The sequence below is a fragment of the Treponema sp. UBA6852 genome, assembly GCA_002449305.1.
Classification (GTDB): domain Bacteria; phylum Spirochaetota; class Spirochaetia; order Treponematales; family Treponemataceae; genus Treponema_D.
The window spans coordinates 38444-62496 of sequence record DKDI01000034.1 but is presented as its reverse complement, the minus strand read 5'-3'; the positions used below and the strand labels follow the sequence as shown (position 1 = coordinate 62496).

The following is a 24053-nucleotide window of genomic DNA, read 5'->3' as shown; positions in this document are numbered from 1 at the left end:
TTTTATTTTATGCGCGTTAAGAACACTTTTTTTGTGTTTGCTGTTTTTTGTGTTGTGGCTATTTTTTCTGCTGCTCCTGTTTTTTCTCAGACAGATTCGGAAGATTGGTTTTACGGAAAGCCTATAAAAAATATAGTTTTTGATAATTTAAAAAATGTAAAGCAAAGCGACTTGGACGGCGTTACAAGCAGTTTTATAAGCAAGCCGTTTTCTGATGATTTAATCAGCGAGCTTTATGACAGAGTTTTTTCCCTTGAATATTTTGACGATGTTGAAATCAAAGCTGCAAAAAATACCGACAACGGCAAAACCGTAAATCTTATATTGAGTGTTGTTGAGCGTCCTGTCGTTATAAAATTAAATTTTGATGGAAACAGATATATTCATGATGCTGATTTAAAGTCAAAAATTTCTTTAAAGGCAAAGGACATTTTTGTAGAAAGCAAAGTTCTTGAAGATGAAAGGGCTATTAGAAATTATTACATTGAAAAAGGCTATACTAAAATTTCTGTGGAATCTTCTTTTGAAATGCGCGACGACGGGGCTTATGTTACTTTTAAAATCAGAGAAGGCCGCCAGACTGTTGTAAAAAGCATTGGCTTTGCAGGAAATCAAGTTGTTTCCTCAAAAACTCTAAAAGGAAAGATTTCATTAAAAGAAGCCGGACTTTTTAAGAAAGGTTCATTTCAGGAATCATCTTTGTCTGCGGATTCTAGGGCGATTGTTGCTTATTATCAGAACCGCGGATATGCAGATGCAAAGGTTGTAAATATTGATCAAAAAACTTCGTACAATGAAAAAAAGAACCGCGAGGAAATAGAAATAACTTTTGAGATTCAGGAAGGAATTCAGTACAACTTCGGCGGAATTACTTTTGACGGAAACCATGTTTTTACAACTGAAGAACTTGAAAATCTCGTTACCCTGAAGACCGGAGCGGTTTACAACGAGACAAAATTTCAAGAAACAAGAATGAATATCCAGAACTTGTATTATGAAAACGGCTACACTTCAAACAGATTTGCAACTGATATAAACAAAGATGCGGAATCCAAAGTTATTTCATATACAATAAGAATTCAGGAAAATCCGCGTAGCCACATTGAAAATATTCTTATAAAAGGAAATGAAAAAACAAAGGATTTTGTTATCCGCCGTGAAATTCCGATTGAAGAAGGCGATATTTTTTCAAATGCAAAAATTTCAAACGGAATGCGAAACCTTTACAACCTTCAATATTTTTCTGCTGTTTCCCCGGAAGTTCTTCAAGGCTCAGAAGAAAATCTTGTTGACATTGTTTTCACCGTGGAAGAGCAGAGCACAACCTCACTTGACTTTGGATTTACGTTCAGTGGAGTTTCAGATCCTGGAGAAATTCCGATTGCGCTTACTGCAAGAATTCAGGATTCTAATATTTTTGGTGAAGGAAAACTTGCTTCTGTTGGAACAACGCTTTCTACAAATGAACAGTCTGTTTCTGTAAGCTACGGTCAGAACTGGCTTTTCAATAAACCTATAAGCACAAACGTTTCACTTAGTTATTCTCATTCAAATAATTACGCGCTAAGAGACAAGATGCTTCCAAGCGGCGACATTGACAATGATTACTATTATATGCAGTATGAGCAGAATCAGTTTAGCCTTGGACTTTCTTTAGGACACCGTTGGACTCCGAACTTTGCGATTCTTACACTTTCTGGCGGTGTTACGAGCAGTCTTATTAATAATCTTTACGATGATTCACTTTGGATTCCTTATGATACTTCAATAAGCCAGTATTCTGATAACTGGGAACCGCGTAATTCTATCTGGACTTCATTTTCTATGGACGGAAGAAATATTTCATGGGATCCTTCAAGCGGATGGTTTGCAAGCCAGCGTCTTTCTTGGTATGGACTTATGCACGAAGGATTTTTGCCTTTTGCACCTGACTGGGGAGAAACGGAATTCTATTTGCGCACAGACACAAAGGCTGAAAAATATTTCACTCTTGTAAATAAACCAATAACAGATTCTTGGGCATTAAAGCTTGTCCTTATGGGATATTCTGGACTTTCGTTCCAGTTCTCGGCTTTGGATTCAACAATAAAAAAGAACAACCAGCTTTATATAGACGGAATGTTCAATGGACGCGGCTGGACAATTTATAATTCAGACAAGGGCCGTGGAAAAGCTTTGTGGTGCAACTCTCTTGAGCTTAGAATGCCTGTAATTCCAGGAATTTTCTCTCTTGACCTTTGGGGTGATGCAGTTGCAATTACAGACGAGCCTTATCAGTTCTTTAATTTAAAAGAAGAAGACTGGTATTTTAGTTTTGGTCCGAGTTTTAGATTTTCTATTCAGCAGTTTCCTTTGCGCTTGCTGTTTGCCAACACATTTAAAATCAAGGACGGTTCTCCTGTGTTTACTGACCAGGACGCAGATGGAGATTACAACTGGAGTAAGAACTGGCATTTTGTTCTTTCATTCAGCATGACAAATCGCTAGTATTTATGGTGGAAATTTAAAATTAATTGGAGTTTTTATGAAAGTTTTTTTTACAAAAAGAATTGCTGTTTTTGTTTTGCTCGGAATCTTTTCGGCGGCATTTTCGTTTGCGCAGCAGATTACAAAATTCGCTGTTGTTGATACTTCAAAAGTTTATCAGGCGTATTTTAGAAATTCCGCTCCTGTAAGAAATTATGAAAATAAAAAAGAAGAATTTAAAAGAGAAATTGACCGCCTTGTTGCAGAGCTTCAGCGTTTGAATGATCAGAAAATAGAATTTGAGCGCAAAGGCAATGACACGGAAGCTATGAAAATTGAAGCGCAGATTACAAAGAAATCAGATTTTATAAATGAATATACAAATGCAAAAAACACTGAGCTTGAGTCCTTAAAAAAATCGCTTCAGGAAAACAACAGTTTTTATAAAAAACTTTATGATACACTTGCGCGTGTTGCAGAAACTGGCGGCTACAGCATGATTTTGAATCTTCAGGAATCAAATTCAATTTTGTGGTACAGTTCTTCTGTTGATATTACAGATCAAGTTATTTCGCAACTTGGGCTTATGTGATTTTATAAAAATAAAAACCTGCCTTTGAATTTTCATTCAGGCAATGGTCTGAAATTTGGAGCAAAAAATGGCAGAAGAAACCCCGGTTATTACACAGTATCTTGGAATAAAAAAACAGCATCCGAATGATGTTTTGTTTTTTAGGCTAGGGGATTTTTATGAAATGTTCAATGAAGACGCTGTTGAGGTTTCACGGCTTTTAAATCTTACATTGACGCATAAGGGCGACAATCCTATGTGCGGCATTCCATATCATTCTGCAAAAGGCTATATTGCACGGCTGCTTCGGATGGGAAAAAAGGTTGCGGTTGCAGAGCAGGTTGGCGAAGTTGCAAAGCGCGGACTTACCGAGCGCAAGGTTGTTGAAATTGTAACGCCTGGAACTACTGTTGAAAGCGAGTATCTTGACGGCGGCTCAAATAATTTTCTTGCTTCCATTTTTATTTCTGGCGGATTTACAGGACTTGCTTACATTGACGTAACGACAGGAGAGTTTCGGGCTACAAAATTTCCAGAGTCTAAATTTGCGGAGAATGTTTCAAAAGAACTTGGAAGGTGCAGTCCAAAGGAAATAATTCTTCCTGAAAGTTTAAAAAGTAACAAGGAAATTCAAACTGTCCTTGAAACGATTTCTGTTGCGTCCGTTTCCTGGTATCCAGACTGGCACTTCAATGCTGAAAAAAATTATGAGCATCTTGTAAAGCAATTTAAAGTTGCGAATTTAAATTCATTTTCACTTACAAAAGAAAGCCCAGAAGTTCCTCCAGCAGGATTTCTTCTTGATTATATAGAAAAAACTACAAACGCTCCAGTTTCACATATTTCAGGAATTTCAGTTTATCAGGATTCGCAGTTTGTAATAATTGATGATTCTTCGCGCAGGAATCTTGAAATTACTTTTAATTTGCGTGACGGAACTTCTAGTTATACTTTGCTTGAATCTGTTAGCAATACAAAAACTGCAATGGGAAGCCGCCTTTTGCGCTCTTGGCTTTCTTTTCCGCTTACAAACGAAAATGAAATAAATTCAAGGCAGAACCATGTTGAACTTTTTGTAAAAGACAGAAATTTGCTGCATTGCGTGCGTGAAAATCTTGATGGAATTCTTGACGTTGAAAGGCTGGCTGGAAGAATTGCGATGGACAGAGCTCATGCAAAAGATTTGCAGGCATTAAAAGTCAGCCTTAAATTTTGGCTTAAGTCCCAGACAATTTTGGAACGCTACGATTTTTCTATGCCTGAAAAAGACTCCGCGCAAAAAATTATTGATCTTATAGAAAATTCAATCGCCGAAGATCCGGCTACAGTTTTTACGGAAGGTCGGATTATAAAAGACGGCTGGTCGGAAGAGCTTGATTACTGGAAAAAAGTGCGAAATGATTTTAACGGAATTCTTGAGGAATACATTGAATCAGAAAAAGAAAAAACTGGAATTCAAAATTTAAAAATAAAAAGTACCGGCAACCTTGGATATTTTATAGAAGTTACGAAAGGCAAGCTTGACAAAATTCCGCCACATTTTATTATGCGTAGAACACTTTTAAATGCTGAGCGTTATACAACTGAAAAACTTCAGGAACTTGAAAATTCTTTAAATGAATCCGGAGCAAAGATTCTTGAGCTAGAACACAATCTTTTTATTGAAGTAAGAAATGAACTGAAAAAATATATTCCGTATCTTCAGCAGGCTGCAAAAAAAATTGCTTACGTTGATGTAATCTGTTCTTTTTCAGAATCAGCAATTCTTTACAATTGGAACCGACCGCACGTCTTGTCAAACAGCTTGGAATTTTTTGTAAAAAACGGAAGGCATCCTGTTGTTGAGCGTCATCTTCCTGCCGGCGAATTTGTTCCGAACGATGTTTCTCTTTGCGGCTCTGAGCCTGAAAATTCCGCATCGTTCGCTTTGATTACAGGTCCGAATATGGCTGGAAAAAGTACATTTTTGCGTCAGAATGCTCTTATTGCGCTTCTTGCCCAGACTGGAAGTTTTGTTCCGGCTGATGAAGCGAAAATTGGAATTGTTGACAGGATTTTTTGCCGTGTTGGAGCTAGCGATAATCTTGCGCGTGGAGAATCTACTTTTCTTGTTGAAATGACTGAAACTGCAAGAATACTTCGTTCCGCAACACAAAATTCTCTTGTTATAATGGACGAAGTCGGTCGGGGAACTAGCACGGAGGATGGACTTTCGATTGCCTGGGCTGTAAGCGAGTATCTTTTAAATACGTTGAAGTGCAAGACTTTTTTTGCGACGCATTATCATGAGCTTACAAGGCTTGAGCATAAGTCTTTGAAACGGCTTTGCATGGCTGTTGCGGAAAACGGCAATGATATTGTTTTCCTTAGAAAAGTTGTTGAAGGTTCAAGTGAGAACAGCTACGGAATTCATGTTGCCCGGCTTGCAGGAATTCCAGAGTCCGTCATTGAACGCGCAGGGAAAATATTAGAGAAAATTCAAGGCGATGCGTCCGTTATAATTCCCGAAACTGAAACAGAAGAAATTTCAAAAACAAAAGTTGAAATTTTTTCAGGTTCATTGTTTTCTGAAGAAGAACTTGTGCTTGACGAAATTCTTTCTTGCGACATTGATAACATGACTCCTATGGCGGCATTGCAAAATATTTTGCGATGGAAAAAATGTCTGGCTGAAAAATAAATTTTTTACAAAAACTGCATTTTTTTTATTTTCCGAGTAATCATATATTGATGACTTTTAGAAAATTTACAATTTATGATTTTAAACGTTTTGCAATGCTTGCTTTGAACTTCATGTTCGGAAACGGAAAATGTTGTGTCTGCGGAAATTCCACTTTCAATGGAAAAATCTGTCTTTCGTGTTCAAAAAAACTTTATAATGAAGCAGAAAATTCTCATTGTGAAAAATGCCGTATCTGCGGAAAATCTTTAATAAGCGAAGATGAAATCTGCATGTCTTGCCGTGAGGAGCGCATTCTGAAAAATTCAGATAAAGTTGTTCCTGTTTTTCCATACAGACTTTGGGCAAAAACTCTTTTATTCGAATGGAAAATGCAAAACCAAAGAAGCCTTTCGCTTTTCTTTGCTGAAATTTGCAATTCAGTAATTAAAAAAAGAATTTCAGAAGATGTTTTTATTGTTCCTGTTCCGCCTCGTCCTGGAAAAATAAAATCAAGAGGCTGGGATCAAATTGAAGAGCTTTCCGAAATTCTCAAAGTAAAATTTGGATATAAAGTTTTAAAGCTTTTGGTGCGCACAGAAAAAATTCAGCAGAAAAAACTAGACAGAAAAAAGCGTTTGTCTTCTAAAGGAAAAATTTACACAGAGTCAAAGCTTTTAAAGCGCCTCTATTCTGAAAATTCTTTGCCGGAACAAGTTCTTTTAATCGACGATGTTTTAACAACTGGCGTTACTGTTGAAAGTTGCTGTGAAATTTTGAAAAATGCCGGAATTTCAAAAGTAGACGTTTTGTCTTTATTTGTAGTAGACTAGAATTGTTTTATGAATTAAAATAATAGAAGTGTTAGTTTAAAAATCTTTATGGATTCATGGGAGAAATCTATGGCAGATGAAGATACATTGTTGCAGCTTGTAACTTTTCAGCTTGGAGATGAGCTTTATGGTGTGGACATTATGGATGTCAAGGAAATCGTTAAGATTCAGAATGTGCGTCCTATTCCGAATGCTCCTTTTTATGTTGAAGGTATTATAAATTTGCGCGGAGAAGTCATTCCCATTATAAATCTGCATAAAAGATTTTATATCAAGAAAATGGCGAAGGCTTCAGATGATGAAATCGGTGAAGATGAAGGCGGATTTATTATTCTTGATATTGAAGGAAATAAAATCGGAATTATTATAGATAGAATTGCGCGTGTCGTTCCTGTCCAAGGTGATGAAATTAAACCGCCGCCACAGATGCTCAGCGGAATTGGTACTGAATATATTCACGGCGTAGTTCGTCAGGAAAATAATTATCTTATTATCCTTGATACACGCAGGTTGTTCAGCGCAAAGGAACTTCAGAAAATTCTTGAGCCGGAAGCTGTCTGATTTCTTTTCATGCTTGTTTTCTCAGAACATCTTCTCTTTTGTCCGTTTGATGTGTTTTTATGCGGAAATAGAATTATTGTTTCTGTGAATATTATGTTTTTAGGAATTTAAAATGATTCATACTTATAGTTCTACAATTCGCCGCAAAGAAATGGAAGCTGTTCTTACCTGCATGGTTGATGAAAAAATCGGACCTGGTGAAATGAACACGAGGCTTGTTCAGACTGCAAAAGAACTGATTGGATTTGATGGCGCAATTGCCTTGAGAAGTCCAGCTATTGCATTGGAGTACATTTTTAAAGCCTTGAATCTGCCAAAAGAAAGCGGTGTTATTGTAAGCGCGCTTGCTCCGTCTTATCAGTTGCTTACTGCGGAAAAATTAGGATATAAAGTTCTTGCTGCTGATGTTTGTGAAGGAAATGGGCTTGTAACAATTGAGTCTGTTGAAAAATGTATAAAAAATGGTGGACGTCTTTTGATTTTAAATGAAACAATGGGAATCCTTCCTGAAATTAAATCATTTTTGGAGCTTGGAATTCCTATCGTTGAAGATATTTCGCAATCGGTTTTTGCAACTTATCCTGCTGAAGAACAGCCTGAAAAAAAAGAAGGAGAAGAGCAGAAAGCCGCTGTAGAGAAAAAAGCCGGAATGTACGGTCTTTACGCTATTCTTGGAATGGAAGACAAGGATATTATAACTTCTGGCGGCGGCGCATTGCTTATAGCTCCAAATCGCCGAGAATGGACAGTTTTAAAGCATATTGCGGACGAAGCTCCTTTTACAGATATTTTGCCTGACATGAATGCGGCTTTAGCACTTGTTGAGTTAAAAGAATTTTCGCGGAATGAAAAAACAAGGCGCGAGTTGTTTGCTTTGTTTTCAAGAGCTGTAATGTCTGGCCGGCATAAAACCTTTGTGCGCGCGGCGGAAGACGGTTCTACAATTTATTCATTTCCTTTGGTTTTGAATTCAGGATTTAAAGATGTAAAGTCCTATGCGCAGAAAAAAAACATTGAAATCCGCCAGGCTTTTGAAAATTCTGTAATTGCTCTCAGGCAGGAAGAACTGGCTTCTGAATGTATTTGCGCGAATTCACTTTTGTTGCGCTGCGCATTATTCCCATTGTATCCTCGGCTGGGTCAAAAAGATGCGGCTCAGATTGTAAAGGTGTTGTCTTCTTTACCATGAAAAAATGTCTTATCATAGCTAATTCTTTTAAAGAAAACGCCGAGTTTTTGGGAAATGAAATTTCAGCGTTTTTGAAAAAAGAAAATATTGAAAATTCACTTTTTTTATATGACGGAAAAGAGGTCCGCTCAAAAATTCTTAACATTGATTTTTCAGGCTATGATTTTGTTGTAACTTTGGGAGGCGACGGAACTGTTTTGTTTGCCTGCCGTGGATGCGCGCCTTTAGGAATTCCAGTTTTTCCAATAAACTTGGGTGAATTTGGTTTTATCGCGGCAGTTCCAAAAGACAATTGGAAAAAAGAAATGGAGCTTTTCTTAAAGAAAAAATGCTACATAAGCAGCCGCTCTCTAGTTCAGTGTGAAGTTTTGAGAAAAGGAAAAACTGTTTTCAGGTGCTGCGGAATGAATGACTGTGTTATTTCAAGTTGTCCATCTTCTCATCTTGTAAATTTAAATGTGGCTTACAATCACGCTCTTTTAGGACCTTTTAAAACAAACGGAATAATTGTTTCAACTCCGACAGGCTCTACTGCTTATTCTGCTGCTGCTGGCGGGCCGATTGTGGAGCCGGAGCTTTCTGCTTTAGTTTTGACGCCGGTAAGTTCTTTCAGTTTGTCTGCGAGACCTTTGGTTTTTGGAGAAAAAGGCGAAATTGTAATAACTTTGATGAGCAGCCGTTCAGATGCTTCTTTGACTTGCGATGGTCAGATTGATTTTGAATTGAAAGAAGGCGATGCTTTAATTTTAAAGATACCAGAATTTCGGGCAAAGCTTATTTGTTCTACACAGGAAAAATTTTTTTCTGCATTGCAGAGCAAACTAAACTGGTCAGGAGGTCCACGTGCTTGAAGAACTCGATATAAAAAATTTCGCTCTTATTGAAAGCGCGCACATCGAATTTGAAAAAGGCTTTACTGTTTTAAGCGGTGAAACTGGAGCTGGAAAATCAATTTTGATTGGGAGCCTTGCCTTTTTGCTCGGTGGAAAATCTGGCTCAGAACAAATTCGCACTGGCTGCCATGAAGCTCAAGTTTCCGGTGTATTTTTCCTTGAAAACAAAGAGACTTTTCTTTGGCTTGAAGAGCATGGAATTGAATCTGAAGAAAACCGCATAATAATCCGGCGAGTTATCCGCGACAATGGAAAATCTTCAGCTTGGATTGACGGAACTCCTGTAACAAGAGCGATTCTTGCTGAGTTTTCTGCATTTCTTGTTGATATTCACGGGCAGCATGAGCAACAGTCGCTTATGAAAGTTGCCGAGCATCGCCGTTATCTTGATATTTACGCTGGAATTGTCGGCGAAGTTTCGTCATTCACTTCAATTTATAATCAGCTTGTTGAAAAAAGAAAAATTCTTGAAAACCTTAACAGCAATGAATCTGAGCGAAATGCAAAAATCGATATGCTGAATTTTGCGGTTTCTGAAATTTCCGACGCAAATTTAAAAGCTGGAGAAGATGAAGAACTTGAGGCGGAAGAAAACAGATTGTCATCATTTGAAAAACTTTACGCTGATATTGAAGAAATAAATTCCGCTTTTGAAGGTAAAGGTGAAAACGGAATTGTTTTCCTGCTCAAAAAAGTTTGCGGAACTGCATCAAAAGCCTTGGATTCTGATAAATCCCTTGAGCCTCTTGAAAACAGGCTTCAGTCTGCGTTTTACGAAATTGACGACATTGCAGGCGAGTTTAGGAGATATTCAAGTTCGCTTGTTTTTGACCCGGAGCGACTTGAGCAAGTTCAGGAGCGGCTTGAACTTATTTTTAGACTGAAACAAAAATACACAGGCCGAAATTCATCTGTCGCCGATCTTCTTTCTTATGCTGAAAATGCTTCTAGGCAGCTTGAAGAGCTTGGCGGTTCAGCTTTGGATAAATCAGCTTTGGAAAAAGAAATTTCAGAACTTGAAAAAAAAGTTTATATTCTTGCAAAATCGCTTAGTGAAAAGCGGAAAGTTTCTGCGGAAAAAATGTCGCTTGATGTTGAAAAAATTCTTTGCAGTCTTGGAATGAAAGACACAAAATTTTGCGTTGGGCTTACTGAAAAAGAAGGAAATGCGGTTGAGCAAAAATGCGGTCCTTACGGAATGGACAATATCGAATTCTTAATCAGCGCGAATCCTGGTTCTCCTTTGAATCCGCTTGCAAAAATCGCATCTGGCGGAGAACTTAGCCGTGTAATGCTTGCATTGAAGACAATTCTTTCAGACGGAGATTTGGCGGGAACTCTTGTTTTTGATGAAATTGATACTGGAATTGGCGGAGAAGTTGCGGTTTCAGTTGGAAGCCACATGAAGCTTCTTGCAGAAAAAAAGCAAATTCTTTGCATAACACATCTTGCGAGCATTGCCGTTTATGCCGATAATCAAATTAAGATTCAAAAAGGCGTGGAAGGAAATACAACTGCCTCGAATATTTTTGAAGTTTCCGGCGAAGAGCGCGTAAAAGAAATTGCTAGAATGCTGTCTGGAGATTCAGATTCTTCCCAGTCGCTTGAACACGCAGCTGCCATGCTGCAAAAATTCGGAGGAAGGTAATGGCTATATCAGATGAGTTGCGAAAAGAATTTAATGAAAGAGTCCGCCCTATAAAAGAAAAAATCAACGATTGCCTAAAAAAAGAAAAGGACGAGTCATTTGCTCTTAGAAGCGCGAAAGATGGAATTGAAGAAAAGAAGATTTTTCTTTGCGAAGAAATGATTTATACGGCGACTTTGCAAATGAGCATAAACAGCATATCTCTTGAAATGCTTGAAACAAAAAACAATGACACTCTTAACGATGCCAGAAAATCAATTTATAAATCTATAATTTATCTTGAAGAACTTGTTACAAATATTGTTGACTGTCCGTTTTCTGATTTGGAAACTCATTTGGCATCTGTTGCTTTTGTTCCGGTTGGAAGAAAACTTGACATTGTAAAAAAAATTGGACTTGCGATTGATCTTCTTGTTGAAGCTTTCGGTGAAAATTCAAAATGGAAAGAATCATTTGTTGAAATGCGTGGCCGTCATGCTGTTGTTGCAAAAAATTTTATAGACATGAAGCAGGCTTGCAAAGATTATTTTGACCACAATTCTCCAGTTTACGAAACAACTGTGATTTACGTAAGGCTTTTGCGCAGCCTTTTGGACAAATGCGCAATGGAATACCGAGACCGTTACGAACTTGCTTCCCGGCGGCTTGACGATATGCGGATGGCGATAAACCTTCTTATTGCAAACAGAAGAATTGCAATGGCTCTTGGCGATAACACAGAATCTGAAAATATAAGAAAAAAAGCTCTTGTTTGGAAAACAAAAATGGAAGCCGATGTAAAGGCTGGAAGCTCAAAATAATGAAAAAAGAATTTACGCTGAAAATTTTCGAAGCATTTTCCATTGAACGCTGGAACGATTTGGTTCGTCCTTTTGAGATAATCGAAATGGACAAGCACGCTGAAAAAACTGTCGTTGCGTACATAATTGCAAAATATGAAGAAAATCTCGGCGCAAAAATTGACTGGGAATGGCTGATTTATGCGAGCCTTTTTGATTTGCTCAGAAAAATTCAGCTTTGCGATATAAAAAGCCCGGTTCAGACTCTTATAAAAAATGAATATCCAGAAGAATATGCTCGGCTTAACGAATGGGTCTTGGAACGTTACAAAGATTTAATCGATGATAAGAAGCTTTTAAAAAAGTTTGAATTCTATTTGAAGGATTTGAGCAGTTTTTCCGCTGAAAAAAAAGAGCTTCCTCTTACTGTGAAAATTTTCAGGGCAGCGCATAAATATTCAACTTTGCGTGAACTTGAAATGATTTCACCGGTAAATGAAATTGAGCGTCTTGATTCAATTCGTAAAGAACTTAATGCCGACTTGCAAAAATATCTTGATTTGCGAGGACTTCAGCTTTTGATTACGAAGCAGAAGCCATTTGAATTTTTAATGCGGATTGAGCAGCTTCGTTTTCAGACAAGATGGAATCAAACTCCGAGAGTTCCGCGGACTTCTGTGCTGGGACATTGTTTTTTTGTTGCGATTTTGACTTTGCTTTTGTGCCGTGATTCTGGTGTAAAAATGTGCCCAAAACGGCTTTACAATAATTTCTTTTCAGGGCTTTTTCATGATTTGCCTGAAAGTGTTACGCGCGATATAATTTCACCTGTAAAACGAGCGACAGATGGACTTCCTGCGATTGTAAAAGATATTGAAGATAAAATTGTTTCAAAAGAGCTTGTTCCGCTTATGGAAAAATTTTATTGCGATGAAATACTTTATTTTACTAGCGATGAATTTATGAATAGGTGTGTTTTTGATGGTTGCGTTCTTCCTGTAAGTTTTGAGGAATTGAATTCTGCATTCAATGAAGACAAATATAATCCAGTGGACGGCCGCTTGGTTCGTGTTGCTGACCATTATTCTGCATTGCTTGAGGCTGGACTTTCAATTCGCTACGGAATAACAAGCCAGCAGCTTACAGATGGAAAGGCGAATCTTTTGAAAGTTTATGACGACGGAAAAATTATTAATGGAATCGATGCAAAAAAGCTATTTCAAGAATTTATAGACTGAAAAATATTTCATTGCTAAAAAAAAACTGTTTGTACAAAAAAAGCATTGGCAAGACAACTGAAATCCAACCAATGCTTTTATAAATTTAACCTTTCATGTCAGCAGGATCTGAATCTTCTTCTATTTCTTCTTCATCATTGTAAAATCCATCGTCAAATCCGTGGATTCTGTTGTCGTATCCGTCTTCCGGCTCTTGATCATCATAAGGCTCGTCGTAATTGTCAGATTCTTCTAGAAAATCATCCTCAAAATCATCTTCGTATTCATCATCTTCGAAATCGTCGTCAAAATTGTCATCAGACATTTCTTCTGAAAAATCATCGTCTTCATAAGAAAATCCGGTCATTGATGAAAATTCAACATTGTCGTCATTGAGCATTGCTATATTCCTTTTTGTAATTTAGTTTGCCGCTGACAAAGCCTCATACAAAGAGTAAAATACTGTTATGTTTTTGTCAATTGAATTTTATTTTTTTACAAAGAAACATGCATAATTCAATTCTTCTTATTGACAAGAAATAAAATAAAACACTATAATATTCGTGTATGTCTGACAGTATAACTGTTTTGGCACCTGCGAAAATAAATCTTGGACTTGAAATTTTTCCTAAGCGTGCTGACGGTTATCACGAGTTGCATAGTATTTTTACAACTGTCGGTTTGTTTGATGAAATTTGTGTTTCTAAAATCGATAAAAAAAATACTTGCATAGTTGAGTCTTTTGGAATGGAACTTCCGAAGCAAAATACAATAACTGCGGCGTACAAAGCTTTCTGCGTGCTGACTGGCATAGATTCAGGGGTTCATGTTTCAATTAAGAAAAGGATTCCTGCCGGCGGTGGATTGGGGGGCGGCTCAAGTGATGCTTCTTCTTTTATTCAATCCGTAAATAATCTATTTAAAGCTGGTTTGGGCATTGATTCTCTTTCTGCAATTGCAGGAAAAGTCGGAAGCGATGTTTTTTTCTTTACTTATGCACTTTCTGCGCAGGGTGGAAAACGGTTCGGCAAATTTGAACCTTTTGCAGCTGTAGTTGAAGGTCGTGGAGAAAAAGTCAGGCAGATACAGCATAGAAGTGATTTTTCTGTGCTTTTGGTTTTTCCAAATGTCAGTGTTTCTACAAAAGATGCTTATGCTCTTGTAGATGAAACTCTTTCTTTGGAATGCAAGCAGAGTAAAATTTCACTTGAAGAGATTTACAATCTGTCTGTAAAAAACTGGAACTTTAAAAATGATTTTACAGTTCCTGTTTTAAAAAAATATGCAGGAATTGCTGAAGCTTTGGATAGGCTCAAGTCTTGTGGCGCGGATTTTGCTGACATGAGCGGTTCAGGTTCAACTGTGTTCGGCATTTTTGAAAAAAAAGAAACGGCTTTAAAGGCGAAAGTTCTTCTTGAAAAAGAATTCAATCTTGCGCTTTGTTTAGGCGACTGATATAATAAAATGCAAGCTTCATGGCTTGATAAAGGAAAATCTAAGGCATTTTGCTTGGGATTTTATAGATTTTTATTATAAAGAGGGAAGATTGTTATGCAGATTACAGATGTTCGGATCCGCAAAGTTGAAGGCGAAGGAAAGCTAAAGGCTTATGTTACTGTTACATTTGACGACTGCTTTGTTGTTCATAATGTAAAGATTATCGAAGGATCTTCTGGACTTTTTATTGCAATGCCAAGCCGTAAGACTGCAAATGGTGAGTATAAGGATGTTGCTCATCCAATCAGCCCGGACTTTCGCAATGCGATTCAGTCCAAAATTCTTGAAGAATATAATGCGGGACATATAGAAACTGGTTCTTCTGAAGAATAAGTTTTTAGTCCACATATATTTTGGGACGTTGTCAAGTGGTAAGACAATGGCTTTTGGTGCCATCATTCCGCTGGTTCGAGTCCAGCCGTCCCAGTTTTATACATATTTTAAAATTTGTAAGGAGTTCTAAAAATGGAACAGTTTGTTATTAATGCAACAACACGCACGGAATCAGGAAAAAAATATGCAAAAAAACTTCGTGCACAGGGAAAGATTCCAGCAGTTGCATACAATGAAAAAGGTGAATCCTTTATGCTTGAAATTGATGCCAATGAATTTTCAAAAGCATGGAGATCAATTACAAAGACTACACTTGTTGTTTTAAAAATTGACGGTGTTGAAAACAAGGCGTTTATAAAAGATACAGAATATGATATTAAAACAGATAAATCTCTTCATGCTGATTTCCATATTGTAAGCGGTCAGAAGAAATTTACTTATGTTTATAAGATTCGTTATTCTGGAACTGCAGCTGGAGTTCTTAAAGGCGGATTCATGGTTAAACATGTTCCTGAAATCAAGATAAAGGCTCTCCCACAGGATTTGCCTGAATTTATTTCAGCTGATGTTTCTAAGCTTGAAATTGGACAGAAATTTACAATTGCTGATTTTAATCTTGGTGATAAAATCGAAGTTCTTTCTGATCCTGCATCTCTCGTTGTTTCTATTGCACCTCCAAAAAAATAATCAGTTTTTAAAAATCATATTATGAGATTTTTTAGTTGCTGAATGGAATCCCTCTGTGTTTTGCAGGGGGATTTTTTTATTGTGCTTTTTCAAAATGGAACTTTTTTAAGGCAGATGAATTATGGAATTTATTTTGGATTTTCAAGCTAGAGTTTTGGAAAATTTAAACTTATGTCTTTCTAGGCTAAATATAAATCTTGATTCTTGCAATTGTGGCGGAGTTGCAGTTTCTGGAGGCGCTGATTCGATTTCGCTTCTTGTTGCTCTGAAAAAAATTCTAAACATTCAAGTTAAAGCTGTTACCGTAAATCACAACATCAGAGCCAGCGAGGAAAGCTCTGCTGACGCCGATTATGTTGAGTCCGTATGCCGTTCCCTTGATGTGAAATGTGTTCGCTATGATGTGGCTCCAGGTGAAATTCTTTCTCTTGCAAAAAAACTTAAAACTTCAATTGAAGATGCCGCTAGAAAAATTCGGTATGAAAAATTTTCAGATTTTATAGAAAATGAAGGAATTTCTTTTTTGTGCCTTGCCCACAATAAAAACGATCAGATTGAAACTCTTGCCATGCGATTTTTGCAAGGTTCGGCTAATTTTTGTGGAATTCCTTTGACGCGAGAAAAGTTTATTCGTCCGCTTTTAAATATTTCCAGAAGTGAAATTGAGAAATACCTTCAGTTGCAAAAAATAGCTTTTAGAACTGACCGCACGAATTTTGACAATCAAATTTTCAGAAACAGAATTCGAAATAAGCTCGTTCCTTTTTTGGACAATGAATTTTCAGGCTGGCAGAATGCGGTTTTTTCTTTGGCTGAAAAGAGCCGCGCGGAAAACGAAGCTCTTTCTTTTTTTGCTGAACAAGAACTTTTGAAAATTAACTGCAAATTTGAAAATGAGAAAGTTTCATTTGATGCTGAAAAATTTTCTTCACTTCCGCTTGCAATAAAAATCAGAATAATTTTTAAAGGAATCGATTTTGTAAAGGCTTCCGAAAGAATTCCTTATTCGTTTGCATCTAGTTTGGCTTCTGGGTGTTTTGAAAATGCCGGCTGTTCAGAATGCGGCGGACTTGAATTTTCATTTTGCAACGGAAGGTTTTTAATTCAAAAGAAACGAAAAGTAGCGACAGAAAGCGGTTTTTTTGTTATAATAGAAAAAAAAGGAAGTTATCAGGCTGGAGAAATTTCTTTTGAAGTTTTTTCGCATGATGATGGAATTTTTTTAAGAACTGATTCGTCTGAGATTTGCTTGAAAAATTTGAAGTTTCCGTTTGTGTTCAGAAGCAGGCAGCCGGACGACTTTGTGAAAAATGCAGACGGTTCTTTTAGGCAGGTTTCAAAAATTTTGGATGACTGGAAAACTGGAAATCTCAGAGATTCAATTCCGCTGATTCAGAATATCTGTCCGGAAAAAAATAATTCCGCTCAGGAAATTTGCTGCGTGTGGGGAAGTCTTTTTGGCTTTAAAGATTGGATTGTAAAATGAAAATGCAACAGGATAAAAAATTGAAATCGCTGCATCTTTTAAAAAGAATTTTATTTATTTTTGTCTTTTTGAATTTTTTGGATTTATCTTTTGCTGAAAATGAAAATTCTAAGCTTGCGAATAAAAAGACTGCTTTGCGTTGTCTGGAAACTGCTTCAAATTATATCTTTGAAAAAAACTGGGAAGCTGCAAAAAGCCAGGCTTGCTTTGGAATTGCATACGATGATTCAATTTCGGACTTGTGGTATTTGTATGCTGTCTCTGAAAATGCGTTGGGAAAAACAAAGGCAGCTGTTCTTCCTTTGATTGAAAAAGCGATAAAAAATGACAGCTGGTCAAATTACAACCGCGACAATGCGCGTCTTTTGTACGCAGATATTCTTTGCGATACTGGCAAAATGTCCGATGCGTTAAAAGTTTTGGACAGTCAGCCGTTTTTGTATTCTTCTGATTCTGAATTGATTAGAATAAAATGCCTTTACAGATTGAAAGATTCTTCTTCTGTTTCTAAGGCTCGAAATAAAATTGACGGCGCAAGAAGAATTTATCCTTCTGATACAAGGTTTCCGCTTGTATTTTTTAAAAATGAAAATCCGAACGATTCAGATTCAACTGTAAAAAGGCTTGCTTCATTTTTTGTTTCCCAACTGGATTTTTATTTGCAACTTGAGCCTGAAAATTCAGAACTTGAAATTTTTTCCGCTTTGTTTTCTTCTGGCGAAAATAAAAATAGAATTTTAAAATCTTTCAGTGCAAAAGGTTTTAAACATCCGCTTTATGCTCAGGAAGCTTTGAGTGAAAATCTTATCAGCGAGCAAGAAGCCGTTGATTACATTTTTGAATTCGCAGACGAAAAAATTAACTATGAGATTTTTAAGAATTTTATTTTGCAGCTTTCTGAAAATGATTCTTGCGATAATATAAAAAAATGCCTTGAAGCTTTTTCTGGTGCGTTTTCTTTTGACACTGACAATGATGGAATTGAAAATTTAATTGTAAAATTTTCACGCGGACGTCCTCAAGAAATTTCATTTGATGAAAATCAGAATGGCGAGCTTGAATGGACTGTTCAGTGCGACTTTGGAATGCCGGTTTTGGGATATTGCAGAGAAATGAAAATGAATTTTTCTTGGGCAAAATTTCCGTATTTAAATTATGCAGAGTTTGTGCAAGAAAAAATTCCAGTTGAAAAATTTAATTTTGTTCCAGATACATTGAATTGGTCTCCAGTTTTGATTGAGCGTGATTCTGAAATTTCAGAAAAGTTTGCCTTTGACTTTTTTATTCCAACTGTAAAAAATGATGGGCAAAAATTAAATGTCGCAGAGCTTCTTGATTCCGCATCTGATTTTGAAATTACAACTTCTGCAAATGAAAAAATTCGGTTTGTTCTTTTAGATGGAAATATTCAGCAGGCGTTGTATTATTCATCTGACGGAACGTTTTATGCTCAGGCGCATTTTGAAAATAACATTCCGGTTTTCAGAACTGTTGATTTTGATAAAGACGGAATTTTTGAGGCCACAGAATTTTATTCAGTTGATTCAGATAAAAAAATGAATTTCCATTCGCTTGAAGATGAGCGGCAAGTTGTAAAAAATCTTTTTGGGCTTCCATCTGAAAATGCGGAATTTTATCTTAGGATGATTCAGATTGACAGGGACAAAGATACAGTTCCTGATTTTACTGAAGAATATTTAGAAAACAGCGGAAAAATTTCTTCTTGGGATACAGACGGTGATGGAAAATGGAACGTCCGCCATATTGTTTATCCAGACGGAATTTATGAAGAGTCAATGTTCTACACGGTTCCAGAAAAAAATCTTGTTGTTGTAAGATTTGAAAATAATATTCCGCAAAAAGTAACGAATGGAAAAGAAGAATTTTTTGTTTGCAAAGATGCTGATTCAAATTTTTACTGGCTCGTGAAAAATAATTCTTTCAGTCCTGAAAAATATTCCGCGCTGGCAAAAAATGCAAAATCAGAGCTTGATAAAAAAAATGTTCAAGGCTTTTCTATGATTACTGTTGAAAACGAAACTCAGTCAGTGCTTTGTATCCGCATTGAAAAATTTGACTTTGGAATTTTAATAGAAAATGAAAATAAAAATTAAAAAACTTTTCAGTTTATTTTTTGCTATTGGTTGTGCGCTGTTTGTTTTTTCCTGTGGAACAATAAAAGGCGGCAGTGAAATTTTTGTACCTGTTGATTACAGTGAAGAACGCGCAGTTGACATTGAAATTGAACTTATTGAAAAGCTATCAAAAGAAAATGAAATAAAGTCTTTGTGGCGCGCAAAAATTTTGTATGATAAAATTTCTTCAAATGAAAAATGCAAGCAGATTTTTGAGCAGACAACTAAAATTTGCGTGGAATCTTGCATTCGCTCTATAGATGAAGAAAAATATTTTGATGCGCTTGGATATTATTTGTCTTTGCAAGCGGTAGGATATTCTGAGCTTAATTCAATTCCAAAGTCAAAAGACGAGCTTGAAAATTTAGCTTACAAAAATGTTCCGGGCGGTTCTGTTCCTTCAGTTTCAAATGCAAGTGTTTCCGACATGATAAAAGGCACTGTAACTGTCTTTGTTGACAAGGGAATAAAAATTCAACGTGGAATAGGCTATGCTGATGCTGTTTTGGGAAGCGGTTTTTTTATTTCAAAAGACGGATACATTGTAACAAATCATCATGTTATTGCTGACATGGTTGACAAAAAATATGAAGGATTTGCCAGGCTTTATATAAAACTTGCGGAAGACCCGGACACAAGAGTTCCTGCCAAAGTTGTTGGATATGACAAGACTTTGGATTTGGCGCTTTTAAAAACTGAAATTGAAGCTCCTTATGTTTTTGCTCTTGGCTCTAGCAGCGACCTTTCTGTAGGCGATAAAGTTTATGCGATTGGCTCTCCGTTGGGTTTGGAAAAAACTTTGACAAGCGGAATAATTTCTTCAACAGACAGACAGCTTTTTACGGCTGGAACAGTTTTTCAAGTTGATGCGGCTATTAACAGCGGAAATTCCGGCGGGCCTTTAATTGATGAAAAAGGCAGAGTTCAGGCTGTTGTTTTTGCCGGAGTTCAGAATTTTCAGGGACTTAACTTTGCAATTCCAGTTGAGTATTTAAAAAATGAGCTTCCGTTTTTGTTTAATGGAGGCGAGCGCGAGCATCCGTGGGTTGCTTCTTACGGAAAGACGAAACGTCTTCCTGGTTCAGGCGCAAAAAATGAAGGCGTTACTGTTTTTTATGTTTTACCCGGTGGAAGCGCAGACCGTGCGGGAATAAAAGAAGATGACATTGTGATTTCCGTTAACGGTGAAAAAATCAATTCACTTGCGGATTTGCAAATTGCTTTTATGAAGCAGCCTTCTGGAATCATAACAAAGCTTGGAATTTTATCTTCGGATGGAACTGAATCTGAGAAAATTGTTTACCTTGAAAAACGTCCGTTATCTCCGGGTTATGAATTTTTTAAACGTGATTCGCTTGAGAATTCTTTTTATCCAATGTTTGGAATGAAGATGGTAAGAGTTTCGCCTTCAAACAAAAAAAAGTATTCTATAGTAAAAATTATAAAAGGCTCTGTTGCAGATGAAACTGGATTCAGCGAAAATGATCCTATTGAACTTCTTGGAATTGATTTCAGTCCGGAAAAAGAAGCCGCATACATAAAGCTTTACGCAAAGAAAAGAAAGAATGGCTATCTTGATGTGAGCCTCGGATTTTCAGCAGGGTTGGACAGCCCATATTATTTTTAAAACTAAACCGAAAAAATTAAATAAGGAATAAAGATGACAGAATTAAAGTATAAACGCAACTTTTGTATTACAGCTCACATTGATCATGGAAAATCGACTTTGGCGGACAGGCTTATTCAAAAAGCAAAAATAGTTGACGACCGCCAGATGAAAAATCAAATCCTCGACAACATGGATATTGAACGTGAGCGTGGAATTACAATAAAAAGCCAGGCCGTTACAATTCCGTATAAGGCAAAAGACGGGCATGACTACGAGTTGAATTTTGTTGACACTCCAGGACACGTTGACTTTAGCTATGAAGTAAGCCGCGCGATTGCTTCTTGCGAAGGAGCGTTGCTTCTTATTGATGCTACTCAAGGCGTTGAAAGCCAGACAGTGAGCAATCTTTATATGGCGATGGAACATGACCTGACGATTGTTCCTGTCATAAATAAAATTGATCTTGCAAGCGCAGATGTTGAATCTGTAAAAAAACAAATCGACCATGATTTAGGACTTGAATCTTCTGAAGCTCAGCTTGTCAGCGCAAAAACAGGAGAAGGAATTGACGATTTGCTTGAGGCCATTGTTACAAAGTTTCCGCCGCCAAAAGGTGATGTTAATGCGCCACTTCAGGCTTTGATTTTTGACTGCCATTATGATGAATACCGCGGTGTTATCGTTCATTTGAGAGTAATGGAAGGCCGCGTAAAAACTGGCGACATAATCCGCTTTATGAGCAACAACACTGACTATAAAGTAGAGCAGGTTGGTGTTTTTAAAATTAAATATGAAGAAACTGGAGTTCTTGAAGCTGGAGACGTTGGCTATATTATTGCCGGAATAAAAACTGTAAGCGATGTAAGCGTTGGAGACACTGTAACTCTTGCTTCAAAGCCAGCAGCAGCTCCTTTGCCAGGATTCAAAGAAGTAAAGCCTGTTGTTTTCTCTTCAATTTACCCGATTGATTCAAATGACTATGAAGAACTCAAAGAGGCAATGGAAAAACTTAAACTTAACGATGCCTCTCTTATTTATGAAAAAGACAATTCCCTTGCACTTGGAAACGGCTTTAGGTGCGGATTTTTGGGATTGCTTCACTTGGAAATAATTCAGGAGCGCCTTGAACGGGACTTTGACCAGATTGTAATTTTTACAGCTCCAAGTGTAAAGTACAAGGTAAAGATTCCCGGGCATGAAGAAATTTTTGTAGACAATCCTGCTGACTATCCTGAAGGAAAAATCGAGTCGTCGCAAGAGCCGTATATAAAAGCTTCAATAATAACTCCTGCTGAATATCTTGGCTCAATCATGGAACTTTGCCGTCTAAAGCGTGGAACACAAAAAAATATGCAGTACCTTGACGAAAAGCGTGTTGAGCTTACTTATGAAATGCCGCTTTCCGAAGTTCTTTTTGATTTTTATGACAAACTGAAATCTTACAGCCGCGGATATGCAAGTTTTGACTATGAGGTTATTGATTACCGACCGACTGACTTAATAAAAATAGATATTCTTATAAATTCAAAGCCTGTTGACGCATTGGCTCAGCTTTGCTACAGACCGAGTGCCGTTGAGCGCGCAAAAGTTGTCTGTGAACGCCTAAAAGGAGAAATCTCCCGCCAGCAGTTTAAAGTTGCAATCCAAGGTGCAATCGGAAGCCAGATAATTGCAAGAGAAACTGTGAATCCTGTTAGAAAAGACGTTCTTGCAAAATGCTATGGAGGAGATGTAACAAGAAAACGCAAGCTTCTTGAAAAGCAAAAAGCCGGAAAAAAGAGAATGCTTATGGCCGGAAACGTGGAACTTCCGCAGAGCGCGTTTCTTGCTGTCTTAAAGGAAAAAGAAGATTCTTAAAAACTAAAGCGGCTTGTTTTCTCTTATGGCGATTTCAAGCTGCTTTATAAAAAAATCTGTTTCCGCTCTGATTCTTTTTAAAAACGACTGCTCCATTTTGAATACGTATCCATCAGGAAAATGCAGAAAAAGGTATTCCCGTTCTTCCGCAATTTTTTTTATCTGCTCGCTAAGAGAAATTTCTTTATGTAAATTTTTTCTAAAAGGCGACTTTTCTCCATCTGAAAGCAGGCTTCTAAGCTCTTCAAGTTTTTTCTTTTCCTCTTCACAGAAGTTAGAAACATTTTTATTTGATTTGCATTTTTCTTTTTGCATATTTTCTTTTGTTGTAAAAAGGCTGCTTTGAGGTATCCCAAGATTTATTCCTGTGCTTGAGCAGTCAAAAATATTTCTTTCATTTTTAAACATCATGCAGAACTGCTGGGCATACTGCAAAAGGATTTTTGTGCTGCATATCTTTTTCCCGCTTTTTGAAATGACAGTTTGCGCCGCCATTGAAAAAGCCGCATCGTAGTTTTCTATTGGCATAAGCCTGCCTGAATTTATAAAACGCTGCTTTAAAGCCATAGTGCCTTTTGCATGAGTTATTCCTATACTATAGCTAAAGTCTAGTCCTGCAACAAAAACTGGAACAGAAGAAGTTCTTCTAAGTTTTAGCGCAATGTATGTTGCCGCAAGTCCAACAGAACCCATTGGCTCAATAAAATTTTTGATGATTTTTTCATTCTTTAGATTATCAAAAAAATTTCCATCTGCATATTTTGTTGCAAACCAGATTATATTTCCGCTAAGAATTTTTGTGGCTTCAGGTCTTGCGCAAAGATCTGCGAACAAAAGAATGTTTTTATTTTTTGCACCTAAAAACGCTTTTTCAATTGCAATCTGGCTTTCCATTGTAACAACTGCATCCGGCATTATGTTTCTTGATACTAGAGGAGCTAGAGCAGCATCAACTGCAATTATAAAAAAATCATTTGGACTGAAAGTTGAATACGGCAAACTGTCTAGTCCTTCACCTGCACCTAAAACAAGCAACGGCTTTGAAACTGTATTTGCCTCATCTTCCAACGTTTTTGAATGTTCAAGACGCGCAATGTTTCTTAAAAAGTTTTTGGAAAAAAGCCTGCCGAATTTTACAAGTGTGATTCTGTTTTTCCAAAATGTGGCGATTATTTCACTTATTGCATTGACGGTAAAATCAAATTTTTCTTTTGAAAAATTTACTCCTGCGCTAAAGTCAATTTTCAATGCGCGCTTTATGCTTCCGCCTTTGCAAATACTTCTTACAAATGAATCTATTTTTTCGCCTTCGCTTAACTTAAACAACGGAATGCCTGCGCTGTTGTTTTGCATTGCAAGCCCAAAAAGATTCTCATCATTTTCAAGCGCGATTATTTCACAATTTTCTGGCAGCAGTGATTTTATTTTTTCAATTCCGTACCAAAGAAGAGGAGAGCAAAGTATTACAAGAGTTCCACTCAAAACCTGTATTTTGTCTATGTAAGTTTCAATTGCCTTTGCAGGATTGTACTTTGAATATAAAAAGCGGCCTTTGTATTCTACTGTCTTTAAAACAGAAAAGCCCTGGCCGGCACTTACCAGACGGGGCTTCTCCTGAACTGATTCGTTCAAT

The 24053-nt window shown here is 37.0% G+C and carries 19 protein-coding genes and 1 tRNA gene; 18 read left to right on the top strand and 2 right to left on the bottom strand.

Going from position 1 to position 24053, the window contains the following annotated elements; genetic code table 11:
• The first annotated feature begins 9 nt into the window (after positions 1-9).
• The 10 genes from bamA to B3209_RS07160 all read left to right on the top strand — a co-directional run bounded on the left by bamA (position 10) and on the right by B3209_RS07160 (position 12837).
• The gene (gene bamA, locus B3209_RS07205; RefSeq protein WP_296662900.1) at positions 10-2487 is read left to right on the top strand and encodes an outer membrane protein assembly factor BamA; all 2478 of its coding nucleotides are present in this window, start codon (positions 10-12) and stop codon (positions 2485-2487) included.
• Between the two features lie 37 nt (positions 2488-2524).
• Positions 2525-3058 (top strand): OmpH family outer membrane protein, encoded by a 534-nt coding sequence (locus tag B3209_RS07200; RefSeq protein WP_295796113.1) that lies wholly within the window; start codon positions 2525-2527, stop codon positions 3056-3058.
• 67 nt (positions 3059-3125) lie between these two features.
• Complete coding sequence (mutS, locus tag B3209_RS07195; RefSeq protein WP_296662902.1) at positions 3126-5717, top strand: DNA mismatch repair protein MutS; 2592 nt, start codon at positions 3126-3128, stop codon at positions 5715-5717.
• A gap of 50 nt (positions 5718-5767) precedes the next feature.
• Positions 5768-6529 carry a ComF family protein gene (locus B3209_RS07190; protein WP_296662905.1) on the top strand — a complete coding sequence of 254 codons (762 nt, stop codon included), beginning with the start codon at positions 5768-5770 and terminating at the stop codon, positions 6527-6529.
• Between the two features lie 69 nt (positions 6530-6598).
• Entirely contained in the window at positions 6599-7090 is a 492-nt protein-coding gene (locus tag B3209_RS07185; protein WP_288506683.1) for a chemotaxis protein CheW, read from the top strand.
• 112 nt (positions 7091-7202) lie between these two features.
• A complete protein-coding gene (locus B3209_RS07180; protein ID WP_296662908.1) occupies positions 7203-8279 on the top strand; it encodes a DegT/DnrJ/EryC1/StrS family aminotransferase in 1077 nt (358 codons plus the stop codon).
• Entirely contained in the window at positions 8276-9130 is an 855-nt protein-coding gene (locus B3209_RS07175; protein WP_295796124.1) for an NAD(+)/NADH kinase, read from the top strand. The genes B3209_RS07180 and B3209_RS07175 overlap by 4 nt, the downstream gene beginning before the upstream one ends.
• Positions 9123-10820, top strand: coding sequence for a DNA repair protein RecN (gene recN / locus B3209_RS07170; RefSeq protein ID WP_296662912.1), 1698 nt, complete (start codon positions 9123-9125; stop codon positions 10818-10820). The genes B3209_RS07175 and recN overlap by 8 nt, the downstream gene beginning before the upstream one ends.
• Positions 10820-11620, top strand: coding sequence for a hypothetical protein (locus B3209_RS07165; RefSeq protein WP_295796130.1), 801 nt, complete (start codon positions 10820-10822; stop codon positions 11618-11620). The genes recN and B3209_RS07165 overlap by 1 nt, the downstream gene beginning before the upstream one ends.
• Positions 11620-12837 (top strand): HD domain-containing protein, encoded by a 1218-nt coding sequence (locus tag B3209_RS07160; RefSeq protein ID WP_296662916.1) that lies wholly within the window; start codon positions 11620-11622, stop codon positions 12835-12837. Before B3209_RS07165 ends, B3209_RS07160 begins: the two co-directional genes overlap by 1 nt.
• Positions 12838-12922: 85 nt before the next feature.
• Here B3209_RS07160 and B3209_RS07155 read toward each other — a convergent pair whose 3' ends face one another.
• On the bottom strand, positions 12923-13216 hold the full coding sequence (locus B3209_RS07155) for a hypothetical protein (protein WP_296662919.1): 294 nt from the start codon (positions 13214-13216) through the stop codon (positions 12923-12925).
• 167 nt (positions 13217-13383) lie between these two features.
• Here B3209_RS07155 and ispE point away from each other — a divergent pair, with 167 nt between their 5' ends.
• The 8 genes from ispE (at position 13384) to lepA (ending at position 22420) form a co-directional block, all read left to right on the top strand.
• On the top strand, positions 13384-14271 hold the full coding sequence (gene ispE, locus B3209_RS07150) for a 4-(cytidine 5'-diphospho)-2-C-methyl-D-erythritol kinase (RefSeq protein WP_296662920.1): 888 nt from the start codon (positions 13384-13386) through the stop codon (positions 14269-14271).
• A 96-nt stretch (positions 14272-14367) separates the two neighbouring features.
• A complete protein-coding gene (spoVG, locus tag B3209_RS07145) occupies positions 14368-14646 on the top strand; it encodes a septation regulator SpoVG (protein WP_013701997.1) in 279 nt (92 codons plus the stop codon).
• A 21-nt stretch (positions 14647-14667) separates the two neighbouring features.
• Positions 14668-14740, top strand: a tRNA-Gln gene (locus tag B3209_RS07140).
• Positions 14741-14778: 38 nt separating this feature from the next.
• The gene (locus B3209_RS07135) at positions 14779-15333 is read left to right on the top strand and encodes a 50S ribosomal protein L25 (protein WP_296662924.1); all 555 of its coding nucleotides are present in this window, start codon (positions 14779-14781) and stop codon (positions 15331-15333) included.
• 121 nt (positions 15334-15454) lie between these two features.
• Positions 15455-16819 (top strand): tRNA lysidine(34) synthetase TilS, encoded by a 1365-nt coding sequence (gene tilS, locus B3209_RS07130; RefSeq protein WP_296662927.1) that lies wholly within the window; start codon positions 15455-15457, stop codon positions 16817-16819.
• Entirely contained in the window at positions 16816-18933 is a 2118-nt protein-coding gene (locus B3209_RS07125; RefSeq protein ID WP_296690308.1) for a hypothetical protein, read from the top strand. Before tilS ends, B3209_RS07125 begins: the two co-directional genes overlap by 4 nt.
• Positions 18917-20581, top strand: coding sequence for a S1C family serine protease (locus tag B3209_RS07120; protein WP_296690306.1), 1665 nt, complete (start codon positions 18917-18919; stop codon positions 20579-20581). The genes B3209_RS07125 and B3209_RS07120 overlap by 17 nt, the downstream gene beginning before the upstream one ends.
• Before the next feature lie 33 nt (positions 20582-20614).
• Positions 20615-22420 carry a translation elongation factor 4 gene (lepA, locus tag B3209_RS07115; protein ID WP_296690304.1) on the top strand — a complete coding sequence of 602 codons (1806 nt, stop codon included), beginning with the start codon at positions 20615-20617 and terminating at the stop codon, positions 22418-22420.
• Positions 22421-22423: 3 nt separating this feature from the next.
• Here the strand turns inward: lepA and B3209_RS07110 are convergent, their stop codons facing one another.
• Entirely contained in the window at positions 22424-24052 is a 1629-nt protein-coding gene (locus B3209_RS07110) for a 6-hydroxymethylpterin diphosphokinase MptE-like protein (RefSeq protein ID WP_296690303.1), read from the bottom strand.
• Position 24053 lies beyond the last annotated feature (1 nt).